The 17858-nt window shown below is 61.8% G+C and carries 19 protein-coding genes, 2 tRNA genes and 1 pseudogene; 19 read left to right on the top strand and 3 right to left on the bottom strand.

All coding sequences use genetic code 11. The annotated features are described in order from the left end of the window. Positions 1–68: 68 nt before the first annotated feature. The 15 genes and pseudogenes from L610_RS17835 (at position 69) to L610_RS17765 (ending at position 13513) form a co-directional block, all read left to right on the top strand. Entirely contained in the window at positions 69–671 is a 603-nt protein-coding gene (locus tag L610_RS17835; RefSeq protein WP_144706724.1) for an ABC-type transport auxiliary lipoprotein family protein, read from the top strand. Between the two features lie 18 nt (positions 672–689). Next, positions 690–1529, top strand: coding sequence for a VOC family protein (locus L610_RS17830; RefSeq protein WP_144706722.1), 840 nt, complete (start codon positions 690–692; stop codon positions 1527–1529). Next, entirely contained in the window at positions 1526–2359 is an 834-nt protein-coding gene (kdsA, locus tag L610_RS17825; RefSeq protein WP_144706720.1) for a 3-deoxy-8-phosphooctulonate synthase, read from the top strand. Before L610_RS17830 ends, kdsA begins: the two co-directional genes overlap by 4 nt. Before the next feature lie 84 nt (positions 2360–2443). Further along, a complete protein-coding gene (locus L610_RS17820) occupies positions 2444–2809 on the top strand; it encodes a PRC-barrel domain-containing protein (protein ID WP_144706718.1) in 366 nt (121 codons plus the stop codon). Between the two features lie 120 nt (positions 2810–2929). After that, the gene (eno, locus tag L610_RS17815; protein ID WP_144706716.1) at positions 2930–4204 is read left to right on the top strand and encodes a phosphopyruvate hydratase; all 1275 of its coding nucleotides are present in this window, start codon (positions 2930–2932) and stop codon (positions 4202–4204) included. Positions 4205–4319: 115 nt separating this feature from the next. After that, positions 4320–4628, top strand: a complete 309-nt coding sequence (locus L610_RS17810) for a septum formation initiator family protein (RefSeq protein ID WP_034329650.1) — start codon at positions 4320–4322, stop codon at positions 4626–4628. A gap of 176 nt (positions 4629–4804) precedes the next feature. Then, positions 4805–5851: a pyruvate dehydrogenase (acetyl-transferring) E1 component subunit alpha gene (pdhA, locus tag L610_RS17805; protein WP_144706714.1), complete on the top strand. Its 1047-nt coding sequence runs from the start codon at positions 4805–4807 to the stop codon at positions 5849–5851. Positions 5852–5866: 15 nt separating this feature from the next. Further along, positions 5867–7285, top strand: a complete 1419-nt coding sequence (locus L610_RS17800; RefSeq protein ID WP_144706712.1) for a pyruvate dehydrogenase complex E1 component subunit beta — start codon at positions 5867–5869, stop codon at positions 7283–7285. Positions 7286–7298: 13 nt separating this feature from the next. Then, a pseudogene (locus L610_RS17795) lies at positions 7299–8746 on the top strand (pyruvate dehydrogenase complex dihydrolipoamide acetyltransferase). A 43-nt stretch (positions 8747–8789) separates the two neighbouring features. Next, on the top strand, positions 8790–9335 hold the full coding sequence (locus L610_RS17790; protein WP_144706710.1) for an HdeD family acid-resistance protein: 546 nt from the start codon (positions 8790–8792) through the stop codon (positions 9333–9335). 26 nt (positions 9336–9361) lie between these two features. Then, entirely contained in the window at positions 9362–10003 is a 642-nt protein-coding gene (locus L610_RS17785) for an SGNH/GDSL hydrolase family protein (RefSeq protein WP_144706708.1), read from the top strand. 15 nt (positions 10004–10018) lie between these two features. After that, entirely contained in the window at positions 10019–11458 is a 1440-nt protein-coding gene (gene lpdA / locus L610_RS17780; protein ID WP_024847669.1) for a dihydrolipoyl dehydrogenase, read from the top strand. Between the two features lie 69 nt (positions 11459–11527). After that, a complete protein-coding gene (gene lipA / locus L610_RS17775) occupies positions 11528–12496 on the top strand; it encodes a lipoyl synthase (protein WP_144706706.1) in 969 nt (322 codons plus the stop codon). Continuing rightward, positions 12493–13047 (top strand): hypothetical protein, encoded by a 555-nt coding sequence (locus L610_RS17770; protein WP_144706704.1) that lies wholly within the window; start codon positions 12493–12495, stop codon positions 13045–13047. Before lipA ends, L610_RS17770 begins: the two co-directional genes overlap by 4 nt. A gap of 10 nt (positions 13048–13057) precedes the next feature. Then, positions 13058–13513 carry a type II toxin-antitoxin system RatA family toxin gene (locus L610_RS17765; protein ID WP_144706702.1) on the top strand — a complete coding sequence of 152 codons (456 nt, stop codon included), beginning with the start codon at positions 13058–13060 and terminating at the stop codon, positions 13511–13513. Between the two features lie 17 nt (positions 13514–13530). On the opposite strand, the gene L610_RS17760 is transcribed toward L610_RS17765, so the two are convergent. Further along, positions 13531–14268, bottom strand: a complete 738-nt coding sequence (locus L610_RS17760; RefSeq protein WP_371713069.1) for a hypothetical protein — start codon at positions 14266–14268, stop codon at positions 13531–13533. Between the two features lie 160 nt (positions 14269–14428). On the opposite strand from L610_RS17760, the gene L610_RS17755 reads away from it, so the two are divergent. Beyond that, positions 14429–14956, top strand: a complete 528-nt coding sequence (locus tag L610_RS17755) for a gamma carbonic anhydrase family protein (RefSeq protein WP_144706700.1) — start codon at positions 14429–14431, stop codon at positions 14954–14956. A 210-nt stretch (positions 14957–15166) separates the two neighbouring features. Here the strand turns inward: L610_RS17755 and lipB are convergent, their stop codons facing one another. Beyond that, the gene (gene lipB / locus L610_RS17750; protein ID WP_144706698.1) at positions 15167–15889 is read right to left on the bottom strand and encodes a lipoyl(octanoyl) transferase LipB; all 723 of its coding nucleotides are present in this window, start codon (positions 15887–15889) and stop codon (positions 15167–15169) included. A gap of 248 nt (positions 15890–16137) precedes the next feature. On the opposite strand from lipB, the gene L610_RS17745 reads away from it, so the two are divergent. The 3 genes from L610_RS17745 (at position 16138) to L610_RS20920 (ending at position 17342) form a co-directional block, all read left to right on the top strand. Continuing rightward, positions 16138–16222, top strand: a tRNA-Leu gene (locus L610_RS17745). 408 nt (positions 16223–16630) lie between these two features. Beyond that, positions 16631–16715, top strand: a tRNA-Leu gene (locus tag L610_RS17740). Between the two features lie 267 nt (positions 16716–16982). Next, entirely contained in the window at positions 16983–17342 is a 360-nt protein-coding gene (locus L610_RS20920; RefSeq protein ID WP_144706695.1) for an acyltransferase family protein, read from the top strand. Between the two features lie 300 nt (positions 17343–17642). On the opposite strand, the gene L610_RS17730 is transcribed toward L610_RS20920, so the two are convergent. Continuing rightward, positions 17643–17858: transposase (locus L610_RS17730; protein WP_186441557.1), on the bottom strand; the 216-nt coding region annotated here is incomplete at its 5' end.

Below are 17858 nucleotides of genomic sequence, written 5' to 3'. Positions count from 1 at the left end.
CGCGCTACAGCACTTAAATCGCCGCACTCGCGATCCGCACCGGCGACCGAAGGGGACAGTAGAATACGATGATCAGTATCAGTCGACGGGTTCTTCTTGTTTCGTCTGCCCTCATGCTCGCCGGTTGCGCAGCGCTTCCCGGCGGTGGCCCCGCGCCGCTCGACACATTCGACCTCGATGCGGTGACTGTCGATGCGGCTGGCCCGCGCCGATCGCGCGTGCAGGTGCTGGTGGCCGAGCCGACAGCGATCAAGACGATCGACAGCGAGAACATCGTCGTCCGCCCGACTGCAGGGACAATGGAATATCTCAAGGGGGCGCAGTGGGCTGATCGCCTGCCGCGGCTCGTCCAGGCCAAGCTCGTTGAGGCACTACAGGGTTCGGGGCGCTTCGGCGGTGTTGGCAAGCCCGGCGAGGGGCTCGCCATCGACTACCAGCTTGTGACGGAAGTCAGGGCATTTGGCATTCGCCTCGACGGGGGTTCGCGTGCTGAGGTGAGGCTGCACGTCAAGCTGCTCAACGACCGCAATGGCGTTGTCCGCGCCGAGCGCACATTTGCTGCCGAGGCGCCGCTCAGCGGCAGCGGCAACGAAGCCTACGTCGCGGCGCTCGACCGCGCGTTTGCCGAGGTCACGCGCGAAATCATTGCCTGGACGCAGGGCGCCATCTGATCTTTGTGGGGGATTGGCATGCGGGCGCTCGATCACCTTGTGATGCCTACTGCCAGCTTGGCGACCGCACGAGAGCGGCTGTCGTCGCTGGGGTTCACCGTCGCGCCGCAGGGCAACCATCCATTCGGAACGATCAACGCCTGCATCTACTTCGCTGACGGCACCTTCATCGAACCTTTGGCAATTGGCGACAGGGCTGTTGTCGATAAGGCCATCGCGGACGGCAACAACTTTGTTCAGTCAGATCGGCGCTTCAGGGCTGCGGCGGGCGACGAGGGGCTCTCCGGCCTGGTCTTCGCCACAACGGATGCCGAAGCTGACGACCGAGAATTCCGGGAAGCCGGTATCTCCGGCGGTGCGATGGTAGAGTTTTCGCGTCCGTCAATGGACGCCAGCGGCCGTTCCGATATCGCCACCTTCCTGCTGGCCTTTGCCGGCACTCCTGCAGCGCCTGACCTGCACTTCTTTGCCTGCGAGCGTCGCAAGGCGCCGAAGATCGATCGCAGTCAGCTCGAAAAACACGAAAACGGTGCGAAGGCTATCGCCTCCGTCGTCATGACGTCCCCGAGAGCGAATGAGCTGGCCGAATTTCTGGCGAAGGCTGCCCGCAGCAAGGTGAACGCCGAGGCGAGCAAGCTTTCGGTGCCGCTCGCCGGTTGTACCGTTCAGGTTCGCGAGCACACGCAAGGGAGTTCCACCCGTTTCGATGCGATTGTTTTCCACATCGCAAATATTTTGTTCGCGAAAACTATGTTCAGTGGTCGCGGTATCGTCTACGAGCACCTGAGCGATGGAGCCATCAGGGTTCCGGCTGCGCCCGGGCAGGGCGTGGATTTCATATTCGAGGAATTGCCATGACTTCCCCAAATTCGACCGTCCGCGCAGGCAACGTCGTCTTCTCCAACTCGGCGCCGCTGGCCCTGATCGCCGGTCCATGCCAGCTCGAAAGCCGCCAGCATGCGTTCGATATCGCCGGCGCCCTGAAGGAAATGTGTGCGTCGCTGGGGATCGGTCTAGTCTACAAGACCTCTTTCGACAAAGCGAACCGCACCTCGCTTTCTGGAAAGCGCGGTGCCGGCCTTGAAGCAGCGCTGCCGGTCTTCGCCGACCTGCGCAAGGACCTCGAACTGCCGGTGCTTACCGACGTTCACACCGAGGAGCAATGCGGCATCGTCGCCGAGGTGGTCGACATTCTGCAAATCCCGGCATTTCTCTCGCGCCAGACCGACCTTCTCATCGCGGCGGCAAAGACCGGCAAGATCGTCAACGTCAAGAAGGGCCAGTTCCTCGCGCCCTGGGACATGAAGAACGTCGTTGCGAAGGTGACCGGCTCCGGCAACGCGAATGTCCTGTTGACTGAACGCGGCGCCTCGTTCGGGTACAATACGCTGGTGTGCGACATGCGCGCGCTACCCATCATGGCGGAAACCGGTGCGCCGGTGATTTTCGACGCCACCCATTCCGTGCAACAGCCCGGCGGGCAGGGTGGTTCGTCGGGTGGCGAGCGCCGCTTCGTCCAGACGCTGGCAAGCGCGGCCGTGGCCGTCGGCGTTGCCGGCGTCTTCATCGAGACGCATCAGGACCCCGACAACGCACCTTCGGATGGACCGAATATGGTTGCGCTCAAGGACATGCCGCGCCTGCTCGAGCGCCTGATGGCCTTCGACCGCATCGCCAAACAAAACTGACGCACCCGGCGCCCGGGAACTTCTTCGCCCCTGCCCGATTGATGAGGGACAGGGGCGTGAGAAGATTCCAAAAGGAGCACCGGAATGGCTACAGCATCAGGTCACACTCAGGCGATCCAGGCTTCGCGCGTCATCGGCACCGATGTCTACAACACCGAAGGCAACCATATCGGTACGATTGAAGACGTCATGCTGGACAAGCTGTCCAACAGCATCATGTTCGCCGTGATCGGCTTTGGCGGCTTCCTCGGCATCGGCGAAAAGTATCACGCCGTCCCGTGGGCGAGTCTCGACTACGATCCAAGCCGCGGCGGCTATGTCGTTTCGTTCACCCGCGAACAGCTCGAGGCTGCACCGGTCTACGACATCAGCGAGCTGACGAATTCGGACGGCGAGAAAGTGCGTGAGGCGTCGTACAACTACTACAACGTTCCGCCGTACTGGATTTAGTCGACTTCAGTAGCCAGACATCACAAGAAAGACCCGGCAGACCGCTGCCGGGTCTTTTTCTTTGCGCTCCCATTCGCTAAGACGGCCCCACCTTGCAATCCTTGCCAAAGGGGACCCCAGATGACCGCAATCGTTGATATCGTCGGCCGCGAAATTCTCGACAGCCGAGGCAACCCGACCGTTGAAGTGGATGTGGTGCTGGAAGACGGTTCGATGGGCCGCGCAGCGGTGCCGTCCGGCGCCTCGACGGGCGCCCATGAGGCGGTCGAGCTGCGTGACGGCGGCTCCCGCTACCTCGGCAAGGGTGTGAAGGGTGCTGTCGACGCCGTCAACTGCGAGATTTTTGAGGCCATTGGCGGCCTCGACGCCGAAAACCAGATCCAGATCGATCGCACCATGATCGAGCTGGACGGCACGCCCAACAAGTCTCGCCTCGGCGCCAACGCGATCCTGGGCGTCTCGTTGGCCGTCGCTCGTGCGGCTGCGGTCTCGGCAGACCTGCCGCTTTACCGCTACGTCGGCGGCGCAGGCGCACACATTCTCCCCGTTCCGATGATGAATATCGTCAACGGCGGCGCGCACGCGGACAACCCGATCGACTTCCAGGAATTCATGATCATGCCGGTCGGCGCTGAGTCGTTTCGCGAGGCGCTGCGTTGGGGTTCGGAAATCTTCCACACCCTCAAGAAGGGCCTGAAGGACGCCGGCCACAACACCAACGTCGGTGATGAGGGCGGCTTTGCGCCGAACCTCAAGAGCGCACAGGCAGCGCTGGACTTCGTCATGGCCTCGATCGAGAAGGCTGGCTACAAGCCCGGCGAGCAGGTTGCCATCGCGCTCGACTGCGCCTCAACCGAGTTCTTCAAGGACGGCAACTACGTCTACGAGGGCGAGCGCAAGACCCGCGACTCGAAGGCCCAGGCCAAGTACCTCGCCAAGCTGACCGCCGACTATCCAATCATCTCGATCGAGGACGGCATGGCAGAGGACGACTGGGAAGGCTGGAAGATCCTGACCGACCTGATCGGCAAGAAGGTTCAGCTGGTTGGCGACGACCTGTTCGTGACCAACTCCGAACGTCTGCGCGACGGCATCCGCATGGGCGTCGCCAACTCGATCCTCGTCAAGGTCAACCAGATCGGCACCCTGACGGAGACGCTCGATGCCGTCGAGACCGCGCACAAGGCGGCCTACACGGCCGTCATGTCGCACCGCTCGGGCGAGACCGAGGATTCGACCATCGCCGACCTCGCGGTCGCGACCAACTGCGGTCAGATCAAGACCGGCTCGCTGGCTCGTTCGGATCGTCTCGCCAAGTACAACCAGCTGCTCCGCATCGAGGAAGAACTGGGCAAGGCGGCGCGCTACGCCGGCACCAGCATCCTGAAGGCCTGACTGGCGCTTCAGTTCTGATCCGGATGAATCTGAAGGGGCGGTTGCGAAAGTAACCGCCCCTTAAGCATGTTGGGATCAAATGGCGCCATTGTTCTCGAGTATCGCGCCAATCCCCATGTGGACACGTCAACGCAAGAAGCGGAATACCGGTGCCCTGATCGTGCCGGCGATCGCCGCTGTGGTTTTCTCCTATTTCGGCTTCCACGCATTCCACGGCACCTATGGCCTGAACGCCAAGATGCAGCTCGAGGAGCGTGTCGCGCAGCTTGAGCAGAATCTCGCCCAGATCACGAAAGAGCGGATGCATCTGGAAAATCGCGTCCAGCTCCTACATGATGGGTTTATGGAGAAGGACATGCTGGATGAGCATGCGCGCCGTGCGCTGAACCTCGCCCAGCCTGATGAGGTCATCATTCTGCGCTGATCGGTGATTAACCGAATTGCGGTTAATCAACCGATTTACGTGTAAAAAGAAATGTTTGTACGCATGTGACCCATGCATTTTCTGCGTGGCGGACAAACGTTGCACATGCTAGCTTTCGCCACGATCGGGATGGCGTGCCTTCCCAAACGACACTGTGAAGAACAGGGAGCGAGAGCATGGCGACAGCCGCCAGGAAAACGTCCGCCAAGAAAACCAAGGCGGATTCGAAAACCCCGCCGGCACCGAGAACTCCGGCCCCAGCTGAATTTTCCAAGGAGCAGGAGCTCAAGGCTTACCGCGACATGCTCTTGATCCGCCGCTTCGAAGAGAAGGCGGGTCAGCTCTACGGTATGGGCTACATCGGTGGCTTCTGCCACCTCTATATCGGACAGGAAGCGGTCGTCACCGGCATGGCCATGGCCATTAAAGAAGGCGACCAGATGATCACGGGTTACCGCGATCACGGCCACATGCTGGCGATGGACATGTCCCCGCGCGGCGTCATGGCCGAGCTGACGGGCCGCCGTGGAGGCTACTCCAAGGGCAAGGGCGGCTCCATGCACATGTTCTCGAAGGAGAAGAACTTTTACGGCGGTCACGGCATCGTCGGTGCGCAGGTCTCGCTCGGCACCGGCCTTGCGTTTGCGAACAAGTATCGCGGTAACGACCACGTTGCGCTGACCTTCTTCGGTGACGGCGCAGCCAATCAGGGTCAGGTCTACGAGAGCTTCAACATGGCCTCGCTGTGGAAGCTCCCCGTCATCTACGTGATCGAGAATAACCGCTACGCCATGGGCACCGCGGTGACCCGCTCGTCGGCTGAGACCAATTTTGCCCAGCGCGGTGTCTCGTTCCGCATTCCGGGCATCCAGGTCGATGGCATGGACGTTCGCGCCGTGAAGGCTGCGTCGGACCTTGCCGTTGAATGGTGCCGTAGCGGCAATGGCCCGATCATTCTCGAGATGCAGACCTACCGCTATCGCGGTCACTCGATGTCCGACCCGGCAAAGTACCGCTCGAAGGATGAAGTGCAGAAGATGCGCTCCGAGCACGACCCGATCGAGCAGGTCAAGGCTCGCCTGCTGCAGAAGCAGTGGGCGACCGAGGACGATCTGAAGGCGATCGACAAGGAAGTCCGCGACATCGTCGCCGACGCTGCTGACTTCGCGCAGACCGATCCGGAGCCGGATGCATCCGAGCTCTACACCGACATTCTGCTCTAAAGGGGGAGGCGGATTATGCCGATCGAAATTCTCATGCCCGCTCTCTCGCCGACCATGGAAGAGGGCAATCTCGCCAAGTGGGTCAAGAAGGAGGGCGACAAGGTCGCTCCCGGTGATGTCATTGCCGAGATCGAAACCGACAAGGCCACGATGGAAGTCGAGGCTGTTGATGAAGGTATCCTTGGCAAGATCCTGGTCGCCGAAGGCACCGAAGGCGTCAAGGTGAACACGCCGATCGCGGTCCTCGTTCAGGAAGGCGAGAGCGCGGACGACCTGCCGGCCGCCGCGCCTGCGGCCAAGGCTGACGCCGATACTCCGGCCGCGACCGCGGACGATGCCGGCGGCAAGGCACGCGAGGCTGCCGAGGAGCCGACCGCAAGCAAGGCTGCAACCGTTCCGGCCGCGCCGAAGAGCGAAGTTGCCGCCGATCCGGACATTCCGGCCGGCACCGAGATGGTGACCATGACCGTCCGCGAAGCGCTGCGCGACGCCATGGCGGAAGAAATGCGCCGCGACGAGAACGTCTTCATCATGGGTGAAGAGGTTGCCGAGTACCAGGGCGCCTACAAGGTGACCCAGGGCCTGCTGCAGGAGTTCGGCCCGCGCCGCGTGGTCGATACCCCCATCACTGAGCACGGCTTTGCCGGCATCGGCGTGGGTGCGGCCATGGCGGGCCTGCGCCCGATTGTCGAGTTCATGACCTTCAACTTCGCAATGCAGGCGATCGACCAGATCGTCAACTCGGCTGCGAAGACGCTCTACATGGCCGGCGGCCAGATGGGCGCGCCGATGGTCTTCCGCGGCCCGAACGGTGCTGCTGCCCGCGTCGCGGCCCAGCACTCGCAGTGCTACGCCGCCTGGTACAGCCACATTCCGGGCCTCAAGGTCGTGATGCCGTACACGGCAGCCGACGCCAAGGGCCTGCTGAAGGCGGCCATTCGCGATTCGAACCCGGTCATTTTCCTCGAGAACGAAATCCTCTACGGCCAGAGCTTCGAAGTTCCGAAGCTGGATGACTTCGTGCTGCCGATCGGCAAGGCACGCATCCACAAGACCGGCAAGGACGTCACCATCGTCTCGTTCGGAATCGGCATGACCTACGCGGTCAAGGCGGAAGCCGAACTCGCGGCCATGGGCATCGATGCGGAGATCATCGACCTGCGCACCATTCGTCCGCTCGACTTCGACACGGTGTTCGCATCGGTGAAGAAGACCAACCGCCTCGTAGTCGTCGAGGAAGGCTTCCCGCAGTCGTCGGTTGGTGACTTCATCGCCAACCGCGTCCAGCGCGAGATCTTCGACTATCTCGACGCGCCGGTCATCACCATTGCCGGCAAGGACGTGCCGATGCCGTACGCGGCCAACCTCGAGAAGCTGGCGCTGCCGAGCGTCGGTGAGGTTGTCGATGCGGTGAAAGCCGTAACTTACCGCTGAGGGAGCGCGATCGATGGCGATTAACATCACGATGCCGGCGCTTTCGCCGACGATGGAAGAGGGCAACCTCGCGAAGTGGCTGGTCAAGGAAGGCGACAAGGTCGCTCCGGGCGACGTCATCGCTGAAATCGAGACCGACAAGGCCACGATGGAAGTCGAGGCGGTTGACGAGGGCATCGTTGCCAAGCTCGTCGTTCCGGCCGGCACCGAAGGCGTCAAGGTCAACACCCTGATCGCGATCCTCGCCGAAGAAGGCGAGGATGCGGCGGCCGCACCCAAGGCAGAGGCACCGAAGGCTGAGGCNCCGAAGGCGTCAAGGTCAACACCCTGATCGCGATCCCCGCCGCTGCTGGCGCAACCGCGACTCCCGCACCCAAGGCAGAGGCACCGAAGGCTGAGGCTCCCAAGGCCGAGCCGGCCAAGCAGGAAACTGCCCCTGCCGCTGCCCCGGCACCGGTGGCTGCAGCTCCGGCTCCCGCGGCTCCTCAGGCTCCGGCAGCTTCCGGCGAGCGCACCTTTGCCTCGCCGCTCGCTCGCCGCATCGCCAAGGACGCGGGCGTCGACATTTCCGCGATCACCGGTACCGGTCCGAAGGGCCGTGTCGTGAAGGCTGACGTCGAGGCTGCAATTGCCGGCGGTGTCACCAAGGCCGCTCCGGCTGCCAGGGCGGCGGAAGCACCGGCCGCTGCACCTGCTGCGGCTCCGAAGGGTATGTCGGACGACGCCGTACTCAAGCTGTTCGAGGAAGGCTCCTACGAGGTCATCCCGCACGACAGCATGCGCAAGACCATCGCGCGCCGTCTGGTCGAGGCAAAGAGCACCGTTCCGCACTTCTACCTCACGCTGGACTGCGAGATCGATGCGCTGCTCGCGCTGCGCAAGCAGCTCAACGACGCAGCTCCGATGATCAAGACGGAAAAGGGCGAGGTTCCGGCCTACAAGCTCTCCGTTAACGACATGGTCATCAAGGCCATGGCGCTTGCGCTGAAGGCGGTTCCGGATGCGAATGTCTCCTGGACCGAGGGCGGCATGCTCAAGCACAAGCACGCCGACGTCGGCGTGGCTGTGTCGATCCCGGGCGGCCTGATCACCCCCATCGTCCGCAAGGCCGAGGAAAAGACCCTGTCCGCCATCTCCAACGAGATGAAGGACCTTGCCGCGCGCGCCCGCGCCCGCAAGCTGAAGCCGGAAGAGTACCAGGGCGGCACCACCGCCGTGTCCAACCTCGGCATGTTCGGCATCAAGGACTTCGCTGCCGTCATCAACCCGCCGCACGCGACCATTCTGGCCGTTGGCGCGGGCGAGGAGCGGGCAGTGGTCAAGGGTGGCCAAATCGTTGTCGCCAACGTGATGTCGGTGACGCTCTCGACCGACCACCGCGCGGTTGACGGTGCCCTTGGTGCCGAGCTGCTCGCAGCTTTCAAGCGCTACGTGGAGGCGCCATTCTCGATGCTCGTCTGAGTGCCGAGCACTGTGCCCGGCACCTGCTGTGGAGGACGGTTCGATGATGATGACAGCTATTGAGGCAGGCCTGAGGAAATCGTGGGGCTGGATGGCGGCTTTCGCCGTCATCTCCCTGATCGGCGGCGTTCTGGCGCTGCTCAATCCGTTGGCGGCCACGCTGACCGCGACCCTGATGGCCGGATGGGCGTTTGCCTTTCTCGGTGCGCTTCAGGTGTTCCAGTCTTTCCAGATCAAGGGCTGGGGCGGCTTCATCTGGGCGCTGCTCTTCGGCCTGCTGACGCTGGCTGTCGGCCTGTCGCTGATCTTCGATCCGCTGGCGGGGATGATCTCGCTGACCATCCTCGTGGCGGTGCTCTTCCTGGTGACGGGCATCGTCAAGATCATGCTGTCCTTCTCGCTACGGCCGCTGACGGGGTGGGGCTGGGTGCTCCTCTCCGGCATCGTGTCGCTGGTGCTGGGCATCATGATCCTCGCGGATATCCTTTCTGCCGCGACGCAGGTTCTTGGCATCCTCCTCGGCATCGAACTGATCTCGAACGGTGTCCTGTTCCTTTTCACCGCTATCGGACTGCGTAATCTCCGTTGAGTGAAACGGAACAGGTAGGCACACCGATGAAGACCATTCTTTGCTATGGTGACTCGATCACCTGGGGTTCCAACGCCGAGACCGGCGGCCGGCACACCTGCGAGGACCGCTGGCCGAACGTGCTGCAGAAGGCGCTTGGGCCGGATGTCGAGGTGATCACTGATGGCCTGCGCGGCCGCACCACTGGCTTCGATGAACATCTGGCCGCGTGCGACCGTAACGGCGTGCGCATCCTGCCGACGTCACTCTACACCCACGCGCCGCTGGACCTCGTCATAATCATGCTCGGGTCGAACGACATGAAACCGGCGATTGCCGGTACGGCGCTTGCGGCCATGCAGGGAATGCGTCGCCTGGTGGAGATTGTCAGGACCAGCCCGACGCGGGACGGATCGGAAGAACCGCCAGCCGTCCTGATTGTCGCTCCGCCGCCGCTTTGCGAAACCGCCAACCCCGAATATGCGGCGATGTTCGCCGGCGGGGTCGAGCAGTCGCAGATGCTGGCGAGCCTTTATGCCGATCTCGCTGATGAAGTCGGTTGCGGCTTCTTCGATGCAGGCTCGGTCGCAAGAACAACACCCGTCGACGGCGTCCATCTCGACGCCGAAAACACACGTGCCATCGGCCGCGGCATCGAGCCGATCGTGCGCGTGATGCTAGGACTTTAGAATAGGAGACCGGCCGTGGCCGAAAGCTATGACGTCATCATCATCGGGGCAGGACCGGGCGGCTACATCGCGGCAATTCGTTCCGCGCAGCTTGGCCTGAAGACGGCGATCGTCGAGCGCGAGCATCTGGCGGGCATCTGCTCCAACTGGGGCTGCATCCCGACCAAGGCGCTGCTGCGCTCGGCCGAGGTGCTGCACCTGGCGACGCATGCCAAGGAGTACGGCCTGGAAATCGCCTCGGCGAAGCCGGACATCGCCGCTATCGTCAAGCGCTCGCGCGGCATTGCCGAGCGCATGAACGGCGGCGTCGGCCTGCTGATGAAGAAGAACAAGGTCGACATCATCTGGGGCGAGGCGAAGCTCACCAAGCCGAACGAGATCGTCGTCTCCAAGACCTCGAAGAAGCCGATGGAGCCGCAGGCGCCGCTGCCCAAGAACGTCAAGGGGGAGGGCACCTACAACGCCAAGCATATCATCATCGCGACCGGCGCCCGTCCGCGCGCGCTGCCCGGCATCGAGCCGGACGGCAAGCTGATCTGGACCTATTTCGAGGCGATGGTTCCGCAGGAACTGCCGAAGTCGCTGCTCGTCATGGGCTCTGGCGCGATCGGCATCGAGTTCGCCTCGTTCTACCGCACGCTTGGCGTCGACGTGACCGTCGTCGAGCTGATGCCGCAGATCATGCCGGTCGAGGACAAGGAAATCTCGACCTTCGCCCAGAAGCGGCTCGAGAAGCAGGGGATGAAGTTCATCCTCGAGGCGAAGGTGACCAAGGTCGAGAAGGGCGCGAACTCGATTACCGCCCACGTCGAGAAGAAGGACGGTTCGGTCGAGAAGATTACTGCCGACCGCCTGATCTCCGCGGTTGGCGTCCAGTGCAACACCGAAAACCTCGGCCTCGAGGCGCTTGGCGTGAAGCTGGAGCGCGGCGCGATCGCCATCGACGAGTTTTGCCGCACCAGTGTGCCGGGCGTGTATGCGATCGGCGACGTTGCCGGTCCTCCGATGCTCGCGCACAAGGCCGAGCACGAGGCCGTCATCTGTGTCGAAAAGATCGCGGGCCTGCATCCGCACCCGCTCGACCGCACGCTGGTTCCGGGCTGCACCTACTGCAACCCGCAGGTCGCGTCTGTCGGCCTCACGGAAGCCAAGGCCAAGGAAGCAGGTTACGACATCCGCGTCGGCCGCTTCCCGTTCGTCGCCAACGGCAAGGCCGTAGCGCTCGGCGAGGACCAGGGCCTCGTCAAGACGATCTTCGACAAGAAGACCGGCCAGCTCCTCGGCGCGCACATGGTTGGCGCGGAAGTCACCGAGCTCATTCAGGGCTTCGTCGTCGCGATGAACCTCGAGACGACCGAGGAAGAGCTGATGCACACTATCTTCCCGCATCCGACTCTGTCGGAAATGATGAAGGAGAGCGTGCTCGACGCATACGGCAAGGCGTTGAACATGTAGCAGGCAGAGGCGGTTTCAAACCGCCTCGTCTCGGCCTATATGTGCCGGACGCAAGCAGGAAGGTCAGTCATGGTCACCGTCGTAAACCTGGTCGATAAGCCAAGGCCCCGCCATCCGGAGAAGGCTCACCGGCCCGACCAGGAGGTGTTACGCAAGCCCGAATGGATCCGCGTCAAGGCCCCGGTCTCGCGCGGCTACCTCGAGACGCGCAACATCGTGAAGGACAACAAGCTTGTCACGGTTTGCGAGGAAGCGGGCTGCCCGAACATTGGTGAGTGCTGGGACAAGAAGCACGCCACCTTCATGATCATGGGCGAGATCTGCACCCGCGCCTGCGCCTTCTGCAACGTCGCGACCGGCATTCCGCTGCCGCTCGATCCGGAAGAGCCGGCAAATGTCGCTAAGGCCGTGAAGCAGATGGCGCTCAGCCACGTCGTCATCACCTCGGTCGATCGCGACGATCTGGCCGACGGTGGCGCGCAGCATTTTGCCGACGTGATCCACGCGATCCGCGACGCATCGCCCGAGACGACCATCGAGATCCTGACCCCCGACTTCCTGCGCAAGGACGCCGCAAAGGCGCTTGAGATTGTGGTTGCGGCCAAGCCGGACGTCTTTAACCACAACCTCGAAACGGTGCCGTCGAACTACCTGACCGTTCGACCGGGCGCCCGCTACTTCCACTCGCTGCGTCTGCTGCAGCGGGTCAAGGAGCTCGACCCGACCATCTTCACAAAGTCCGGCATTATGGTCGGCCTCGGCGAAGAGCGGAACGAAGTTCTGCAGCTCATGGACGACCTGCGCACCGCCGACGTCGACTTCATCACCATCGGCCAGTACCTCGCGCCGTCGCGCAAGCACCATCCGGTGAAGAAGTTCGTTACGCCGGAAGAGTTCAAGTCCTACGAGACGGTCGCCTACACCAAGGGCTTCCTAATGGTGTCGTCGAGCCCGTTGACGCGCTCGTCGCACCACGCCGGCGACGATTTCGCCCGCCTACGCGAAGCACGCGCGAAGAAGCTCGCCGCAAGCGCGTGAAAACGGAAGAAGCGGCGGAGCTTCTGGCAATAGCCCGCCGCGTTCTCGTGATCGGTTCGCCGGGCAGCGGCAAGTCGACGCTTTCGCAGGTGCTCGCCCGGCAGTTCGACCTGCCGTACATCCCGATGGACCGTGCGTTCTTCTGGCTACCCGGCTGGCGGATGCGGCCGCGGGAAGAAATTCGCACACTGATCGAGGATGCGATTTCCGCTGACAGATGGCTGATCGATGGAACCGGCCTCAACACGCTGGAGCTTCGTCTGACGCGGGCGGATCTGGTGATCTGGCTCCGCTTGCCGCGCAGGGTGTGCATGTGGCGGCTGCTTCGCCGGTGGCTGCAATTCCACGGCAGGACGCGGCCCGACATGGCAGATGATTGCCCGGAACGCGTCGATCTGCGTTTCCTGCGCTATGTCTGGACCTTCGACCGGGACCTCGTGCCTCAGATCGAGCAGAAGCTGGCTGCTCCCGGCGTAACGAGGAATCTGATCCACCTCACTACACAGGACGAGATGGACGCTCTGCTTGCCGAAATAACCGTCAGCGTGTAGCCCTTCGCCGATGCCAAGTTTCGAAACCACCAGAACCGTCTCCCATTCGCCGGCGCAGATGTTTGCGTTGGTGGCGGACATCGAGAGATATCCGGAATTTCTGCCGATGTGCGAGGCGCTGTCGATCCGCTCGCGCCGCGAGCGGGATGGCGTGACCCTTCTCGTGGCTGACATGACCGTCGGCTACAAGGCGATCCGCGAGACGTTCACCAGCCAGGTGGTACTGAAGCCGGCAGACAACCGCATCGACGTCAAATACATCGACGGACCGTTCAAGTACCTAGTTAACACGTGGCGCTTCGAAACGGCCCCCGGTGGCGGGACGGAAATCGGCTTCTTCATCGACTACGAGTTCAAGAGCCGCGTGCTCGGGGCGTTGATGGGGGCGATGTTTGATCGCGCCTTCCGCATGTTCGCCGAAGCGTTTGAAAAGCGGGCCGACGCCATTTACGGCGCGGCTTCCTGACCGCTCGTTACATCAGCTTACTGTTCTGTCAGTAAAAAACCTTCGGCCGCCTTGCGCACCGCTGCATCCACCTCGCGCCACGACGCTGCGAGCGCTGCCGGCAAACGGTAGGTGAGGGTAAGACCCCGGCCGAGATGAATGTCTCGCTCGCACGGTGCAAGCGATTCGCGCGCCGCCTCGCCCGAAAGGCAGCGCATCACGAACGGCTTGTAGCTGTCGGCATTGCCGACTACCAGCAGCTCGTCGACATAGCCGGTGTTTTCCGGGAAGGAATAGACGGTGAGGCCATTGGGGCCTGGACGTCCTGAGTCCTTCACCATCGCCTTGTAGATCGGCTCGTAGCGGCCGGACATGTCGCGCGACATCATCCGCTCCTCGAAGGTGAGGAACAGGAGTTCCCGCGAGCCATTCTCGTGATTGAATGCGGCGCGCGCCTCTGCCGAATAGCCGTCCATTCGCGGCCAGCGCATGTAGAGGTCGAGCTTGGCGACGACTCCATCGCGCCGCGCATGGTCGAAGCGGATCATGTTGGCTGGCACACGCAGCACATCGTTGCCGATGACGATCTCATATGGCGTCGTGTCGTCGGTATGACCGCCCATCGCGATCGTGCGCCCGAACCATTTGCCTGCCAGGCTGATCGCCAGCAACGCCAATGCCAGAGCCGCAAGGATCAGAAACACGCGCATCATGAACCGGGAACGGATGCGCTCCGGCGAGAACGTGTCGTAGGTATCGGCTGTTTCGCTGTACAACGGTGTGCCCCTTCAAGGTCGCCCCACCCTTGTCCGAACGTGGTAAACGGACGGTAAAATCCATTCCTGTCGCAGCTGCGAAAGATCGTCAGCGCGGTGCTTGCATCCGGGAGCGTTGCTCCCCTAAGGGTAGGATAAAGCAGCCGTATCAGGAGGAATCATGCCGCTTTACACGCTCGACGGCGTCGCGCCGCAACTCGACGATGAGGAAAGCACCTGGGTCGCACCGGATGCATCCGTCATCGGCAAGGTACATCTCGGCCGCGACACCGGCATCTGGTTCGGCGCGGTGCTGCGCGGCGACAATGAGCTGATTTCGATCGGCGACCGCAGCAACGTGCAGGAGCACAGCGTGCTGCACACGGACATGGGCTATCCGCTCACCGTCGGCAAGGACTGCACGGTTGGCCACCGCGCCATCCTGCACGGCTGCACGATCGGCGACAACACGCTGATCGGTATGGGCGCGATCGTTCTCAACGGCGCGAAGATCGGCAAGAACTGCCTGGTCGGGGCGGGGGCGCTCGTCACCGAAGGCAAGGAGTTCCCGGACAACTCGCTGATCGTGGGCGTTCCGGCCAAGGTCGTGCGCGAACTGGACGAGAAGGCCGTCGAGGGGCTGAAGAAATCCGCCGACCTCTATGTCGGCAACGGCAAGCGCTTCAAGAAGGGCATGAAGCCAGCCTGATCCGAAAACGAACCCGCCGCCCGGTTTCAGATCGAATCGGGCGGCGTGACTGACCTATGGATCAGGCCGCTTGACAAGAGAACAAAAAGGAAACACACTGCGGACATAACAGAAACGGGAGAGGGTTATGTCTGAGTTCCTCCAAGATGTCGCTTCGCTGGTTTCCGTAAGTGCGTTCGTGACGGCAATGGCTTTGCTGATCGGTTCGTTTTAGAACAAAACAGGTACGGTTTCGCCGAACACATCTTCGAAAGCGGTCTTGAGGGCGACGTCGTAGTCGCCCATCGTCACCGGGAGGCCGAGAGCGACGAGGCTGGTGACGCCGTAGCCCTGAATGCCACAGGGCACGATCCCGCCGAAATGGGAGAGGTCGGGTTCGATGTTCACGGCGATGCCGTGGAAGCTGACCCAGCGCTTCAAGCGAATGCCGATCGCGGCGATCTTGTCCTCAGCTGGCTGTCCGTTCGGCAGGGGCGGACGCTCCGGCCGCACCACCCACACGCCGACCCGATCTTCGCGGCGTTCTCCCTTCACGTTGAAGGAGGCGAGTGAGCGGATGATCCATTCTTCGAGCGAGGCAACGAAGGCGCGAACGTCTTCGCGCCGGCGCTTCAGGTCGAGCATGACATAGGCAACCCGCTGGCCGGGGCCATGATAGGTGTATTCGCCACCTCGTCCGGCATCAAAGACCGGGAATCGGTCGGGCTGCAGCAGGTCCTGCGGGTCGGCGCTGGAGCCCGCCGTGTAGAGGGGCGGGTGTTCCACCAGCCACACCATTTCGGCAGCACCTTCGTTGCGAATCGCCGCTGCGCGATTTTCCATGAAGGAAAGCGCCGTTTCGTAGTCCGTGAGACCCGGCTCAACACGCCATTCGACGGGCGGGCTGCCCGGTGCGGGCAGGAAAGAGGTGTTGAGCTGGCTGCGTTCAGACATGAGACGGTACCGATTCCTGGTGGCGGCAGGGCTTCATGCTGCCGGGGACGGGGAGGATATGCCACCTCAGGCGGCGGAGATCCAGTTTCGTGTGCGTTTTCAAGGCGTTTGCCGCGAGCTTCTCGCACCGCATGGGCAGAAAATCGCCTTTCCCAAATTTATTCCAGAAAGTTCAAGAAGGCCACTTGTGCGGGGTAGGGGCATTTGATACATGCCCGTTGCCGGTCGCAACCGGCCCCTGTCATGATGCGGTCGTGGCGGAATTGGTAGACGCGCAGCGTTGAGGTCGCTGTGGGGCAACCCGTGGAAGTTCGAGTCTTCTCGACCGCACCATTGACCAGTTGGAGGCTGACGCTTCTACCGCTTCCTCAAGGCATCGTTGGTTTCTCTTCAAGCTTCAGCCAGGTGATTGGTCTTCGTCTGATCGATGGGCTGACGCTTACATTTCCTGTGGTCAGAGAACGGCGTCGGGAATTGATTTCTTTCTGTGCGAGGATTCACGTTGGCTGTTCCTTGCACGAAGTCCGCTGCCTCTGTTGCTGATGGAAAGACGTGGCAGGGGCAATTCGCGAGGCATGCGCCGCCGCAGGTGCGGCCGTGGCGCCGCGTCGGGTTCACCTACTCTCGGCCGCGCCAAGCGCGTGAAAAATTTCCCCCGGAAAGGCCTTCAAGGACCACTTGTGCGGGTGAAGGCGATTTGCTACATGCCCGTTGCCGGTCGCAACCGGCCCCTGTCATGATGCGGTCGTGGCGGAATTGGTAGACGCGCAGCGTTGAGGTCGCTGTGGGGCAACCCGTGGAAGTTCGAGTCTTCTCGACCGCMCCATTCTCTCCGGACTTATTACATCTACTGGTACGATGGGACGATCGTGTTGATCAGTTCGCGGGCTGGCTCAGTGCTGGTCTGAGCTCGCTCCTCATCGCCTGATGACTGATTCCGTAGCGAAAAAAAACCGCGAGGTCGCTTGCGAGGTCGTATCTTTCTGGCTGGGGTCAATTGCAGCCTTTAGGGATTAAAGAATAGCCCCCGTTTTCCCTTGCCAGTTTGTACGGCTCCTTTTAACTCGTTGCCGTCTGACCGGAGCTCCAGCAATTGAAGCAGCTAAGTAGTATACAAGCAGCCCGTGGCATCGCAGCATGGATGGTTGTTGCGTACCACATGCTCGCCATTGAGAAAAAATACGTTAGCGCTGCCCTTCTGCCAGAGATATTCGCAAAAGGCATGCTTGGTGTTGATGTGTTTTTTGTCATCAGTGGCTTTGTAATGGTACATTCGACAATGGGTTCCCCTCGAGGCCTTCCGTCGGCATATCATTTCTTGGCTCGTAGGGTGATAAGGGTATACCCGCCTTACTGGTTTTATTCACTGCTTCTCGTGCCGGTGTTTCTTGTCGCTCCGCAGATAATAAATTCAGCACAAGGTAACGACGTTAGTCTGCTGAACTCCTTTTAATTTCTTCCGGATACTAGGTTGCCGTTGCTGCCTGTAGGGTGGTCGCTAGTATATGAGATGTGGTTCTACCTTGTGTTTGCCTTTTTCTTGTTGTTTCCGCCGCGTGCTGTTGCGATTTTTTTAGTTATTTGGGCGGTGCACGTGTTGTTTTGGTTTAGCGAAGAAGCCTCGTCGCCCTCCCGTCAACTAGTGACAAGCCCCTTCACCTTAGAGTTCATCGCCGGCAGCGCTGGATGGTGTCCCACCGCGTGGTGTAACTGACGGCATTGGTCGCCGTGCTGTCCGGCTTGGCCGGGTTGGTCAGCGTGCTGCTACTGCTGGCAGGCTGATGAAGGGATCATCGCTCAATTGTCCGACGCTTTCCAGCGTCATGTAGCGGGCACGCTGAACGGCCCATTCATCGTTCTGTTCGAGCAGCAGGGCTCCGACGAGACGCACGATGGCGTCGTCATTCGGGAATATGCCGACGACATCGGTGCGCCGCTTGATCTCCCCGTTAAGGCGTTCGATCGGATT

This window comes from Aminobacter sp. J44 (assembly GCF_007829415.1).
Taxonomy (GTDB): domain Bacteria; phylum Pseudomonadota; class Alphaproteobacteria; order Rhizobiales; family Rhizobiaceae; genus Aerobium.
This window is presented reverse-complemented; position numbering and strand designations above follow the sequence as displayed.

What these genes read in the sequence shown, in the direction of transcription:
- L610_RS17835 (WP_144706724.1), top strand. Translation starts at nt 69, where the DNA reads ATGATCAGTATCAGTCGACGGGTTCTTCTTGTTTCGTCTGCCCTCATG.
- L610_RS17830 (WP_144706722.1), top strand. Translation starts at nt 690, where the DNA reads ATGCGGGCGCTCGATCACCTTGTGATGCCTACTGCCAGCTTGGCGACC.
- kdsA (WP_144706720.1), top strand. Translation starts at nt 1,526, where the DNA reads ATGACTTCCCCAAATTCGACCGTCCGCGCAGGCAACGTCGTCTTCTCC.
- L610_RS17820 (WP_144706718.1), top strand. Translation starts at nt 2,444, where the DNA reads ATGGCTACAGCATCAGGTCACACTCAGGCGATCCAGGCTTCGCGCGTC.
- eno (WP_144706716.1), top strand. Translation starts at nt 2,930, where the DNA reads ATGACCGCAATCGTTGATATCGTCGGCCGCGAAATTCTCGACAGCCGA.
- L610_RS17810 (WP_034329650.1), top strand. Translation starts at nt 4,320, where the DNA reads ATGTGGACACGTCAACGCAAGAAGCGGAATACCGGTGCCCTGATCGTG.
- pdhA (WP_144706714.1), top strand. Translation starts at nt 4,805, where the DNA reads ATGGCGACAGCCGCCAGGAAAACGTCCGCCAAGAAAACCAAGGCGGAT.
- L610_RS17800 (WP_144706712.1), top strand. Translation starts at nt 5,867, where the DNA reads ATGCCGATCGAAATTCTCATGCCCGCTCTCTCGCCGACCATGGAAGAG.
- L610_RS17790 (WP_144706710.1), top strand. Translation starts at nt 8,790, where the DNA reads ATGATGATGACAGCTATTGAGGCAGGCCTGAGGAAATCGTGGGGCTGG.
- L610_RS17785 (WP_144706708.1), top strand. Translation starts at nt 9,362, where the DNA reads ATGAAGACCATTCTTTGCTATGGTGACTCGATCACCTGGGGTTCCAAC.
- lipA (WP_144706706.1), top strand. Translation starts at nt 11,528, where the DNA reads ATGGTCACCGTCGTAAACCTGGTCGATAAGCCAAGGCCCCGCCATCCG.
- L610_RS17765 (WP_144706702.1), top strand. Translation starts at nt 13,058, where the DNA reads ATGCCAAGTTTCGAAACCACCAGAACCGTCTCCCATTCGCCGGCGCAG.
- L610_RS17755 (WP_144706700.1), top strand. Translation starts at nt 14,429, where the DNA reads ATGCCGCTTTACACGCTCGACGGCGTCGCGCCGCAACTCGACGATGAG.
- lipB (WP_144706698.1), bottom strand. Translation starts at nt 15,889, where the DNA reads ATGTCTGAACGCAGCCAGCTCAACACCTCTTTCCTGCCCGCACCGGGC.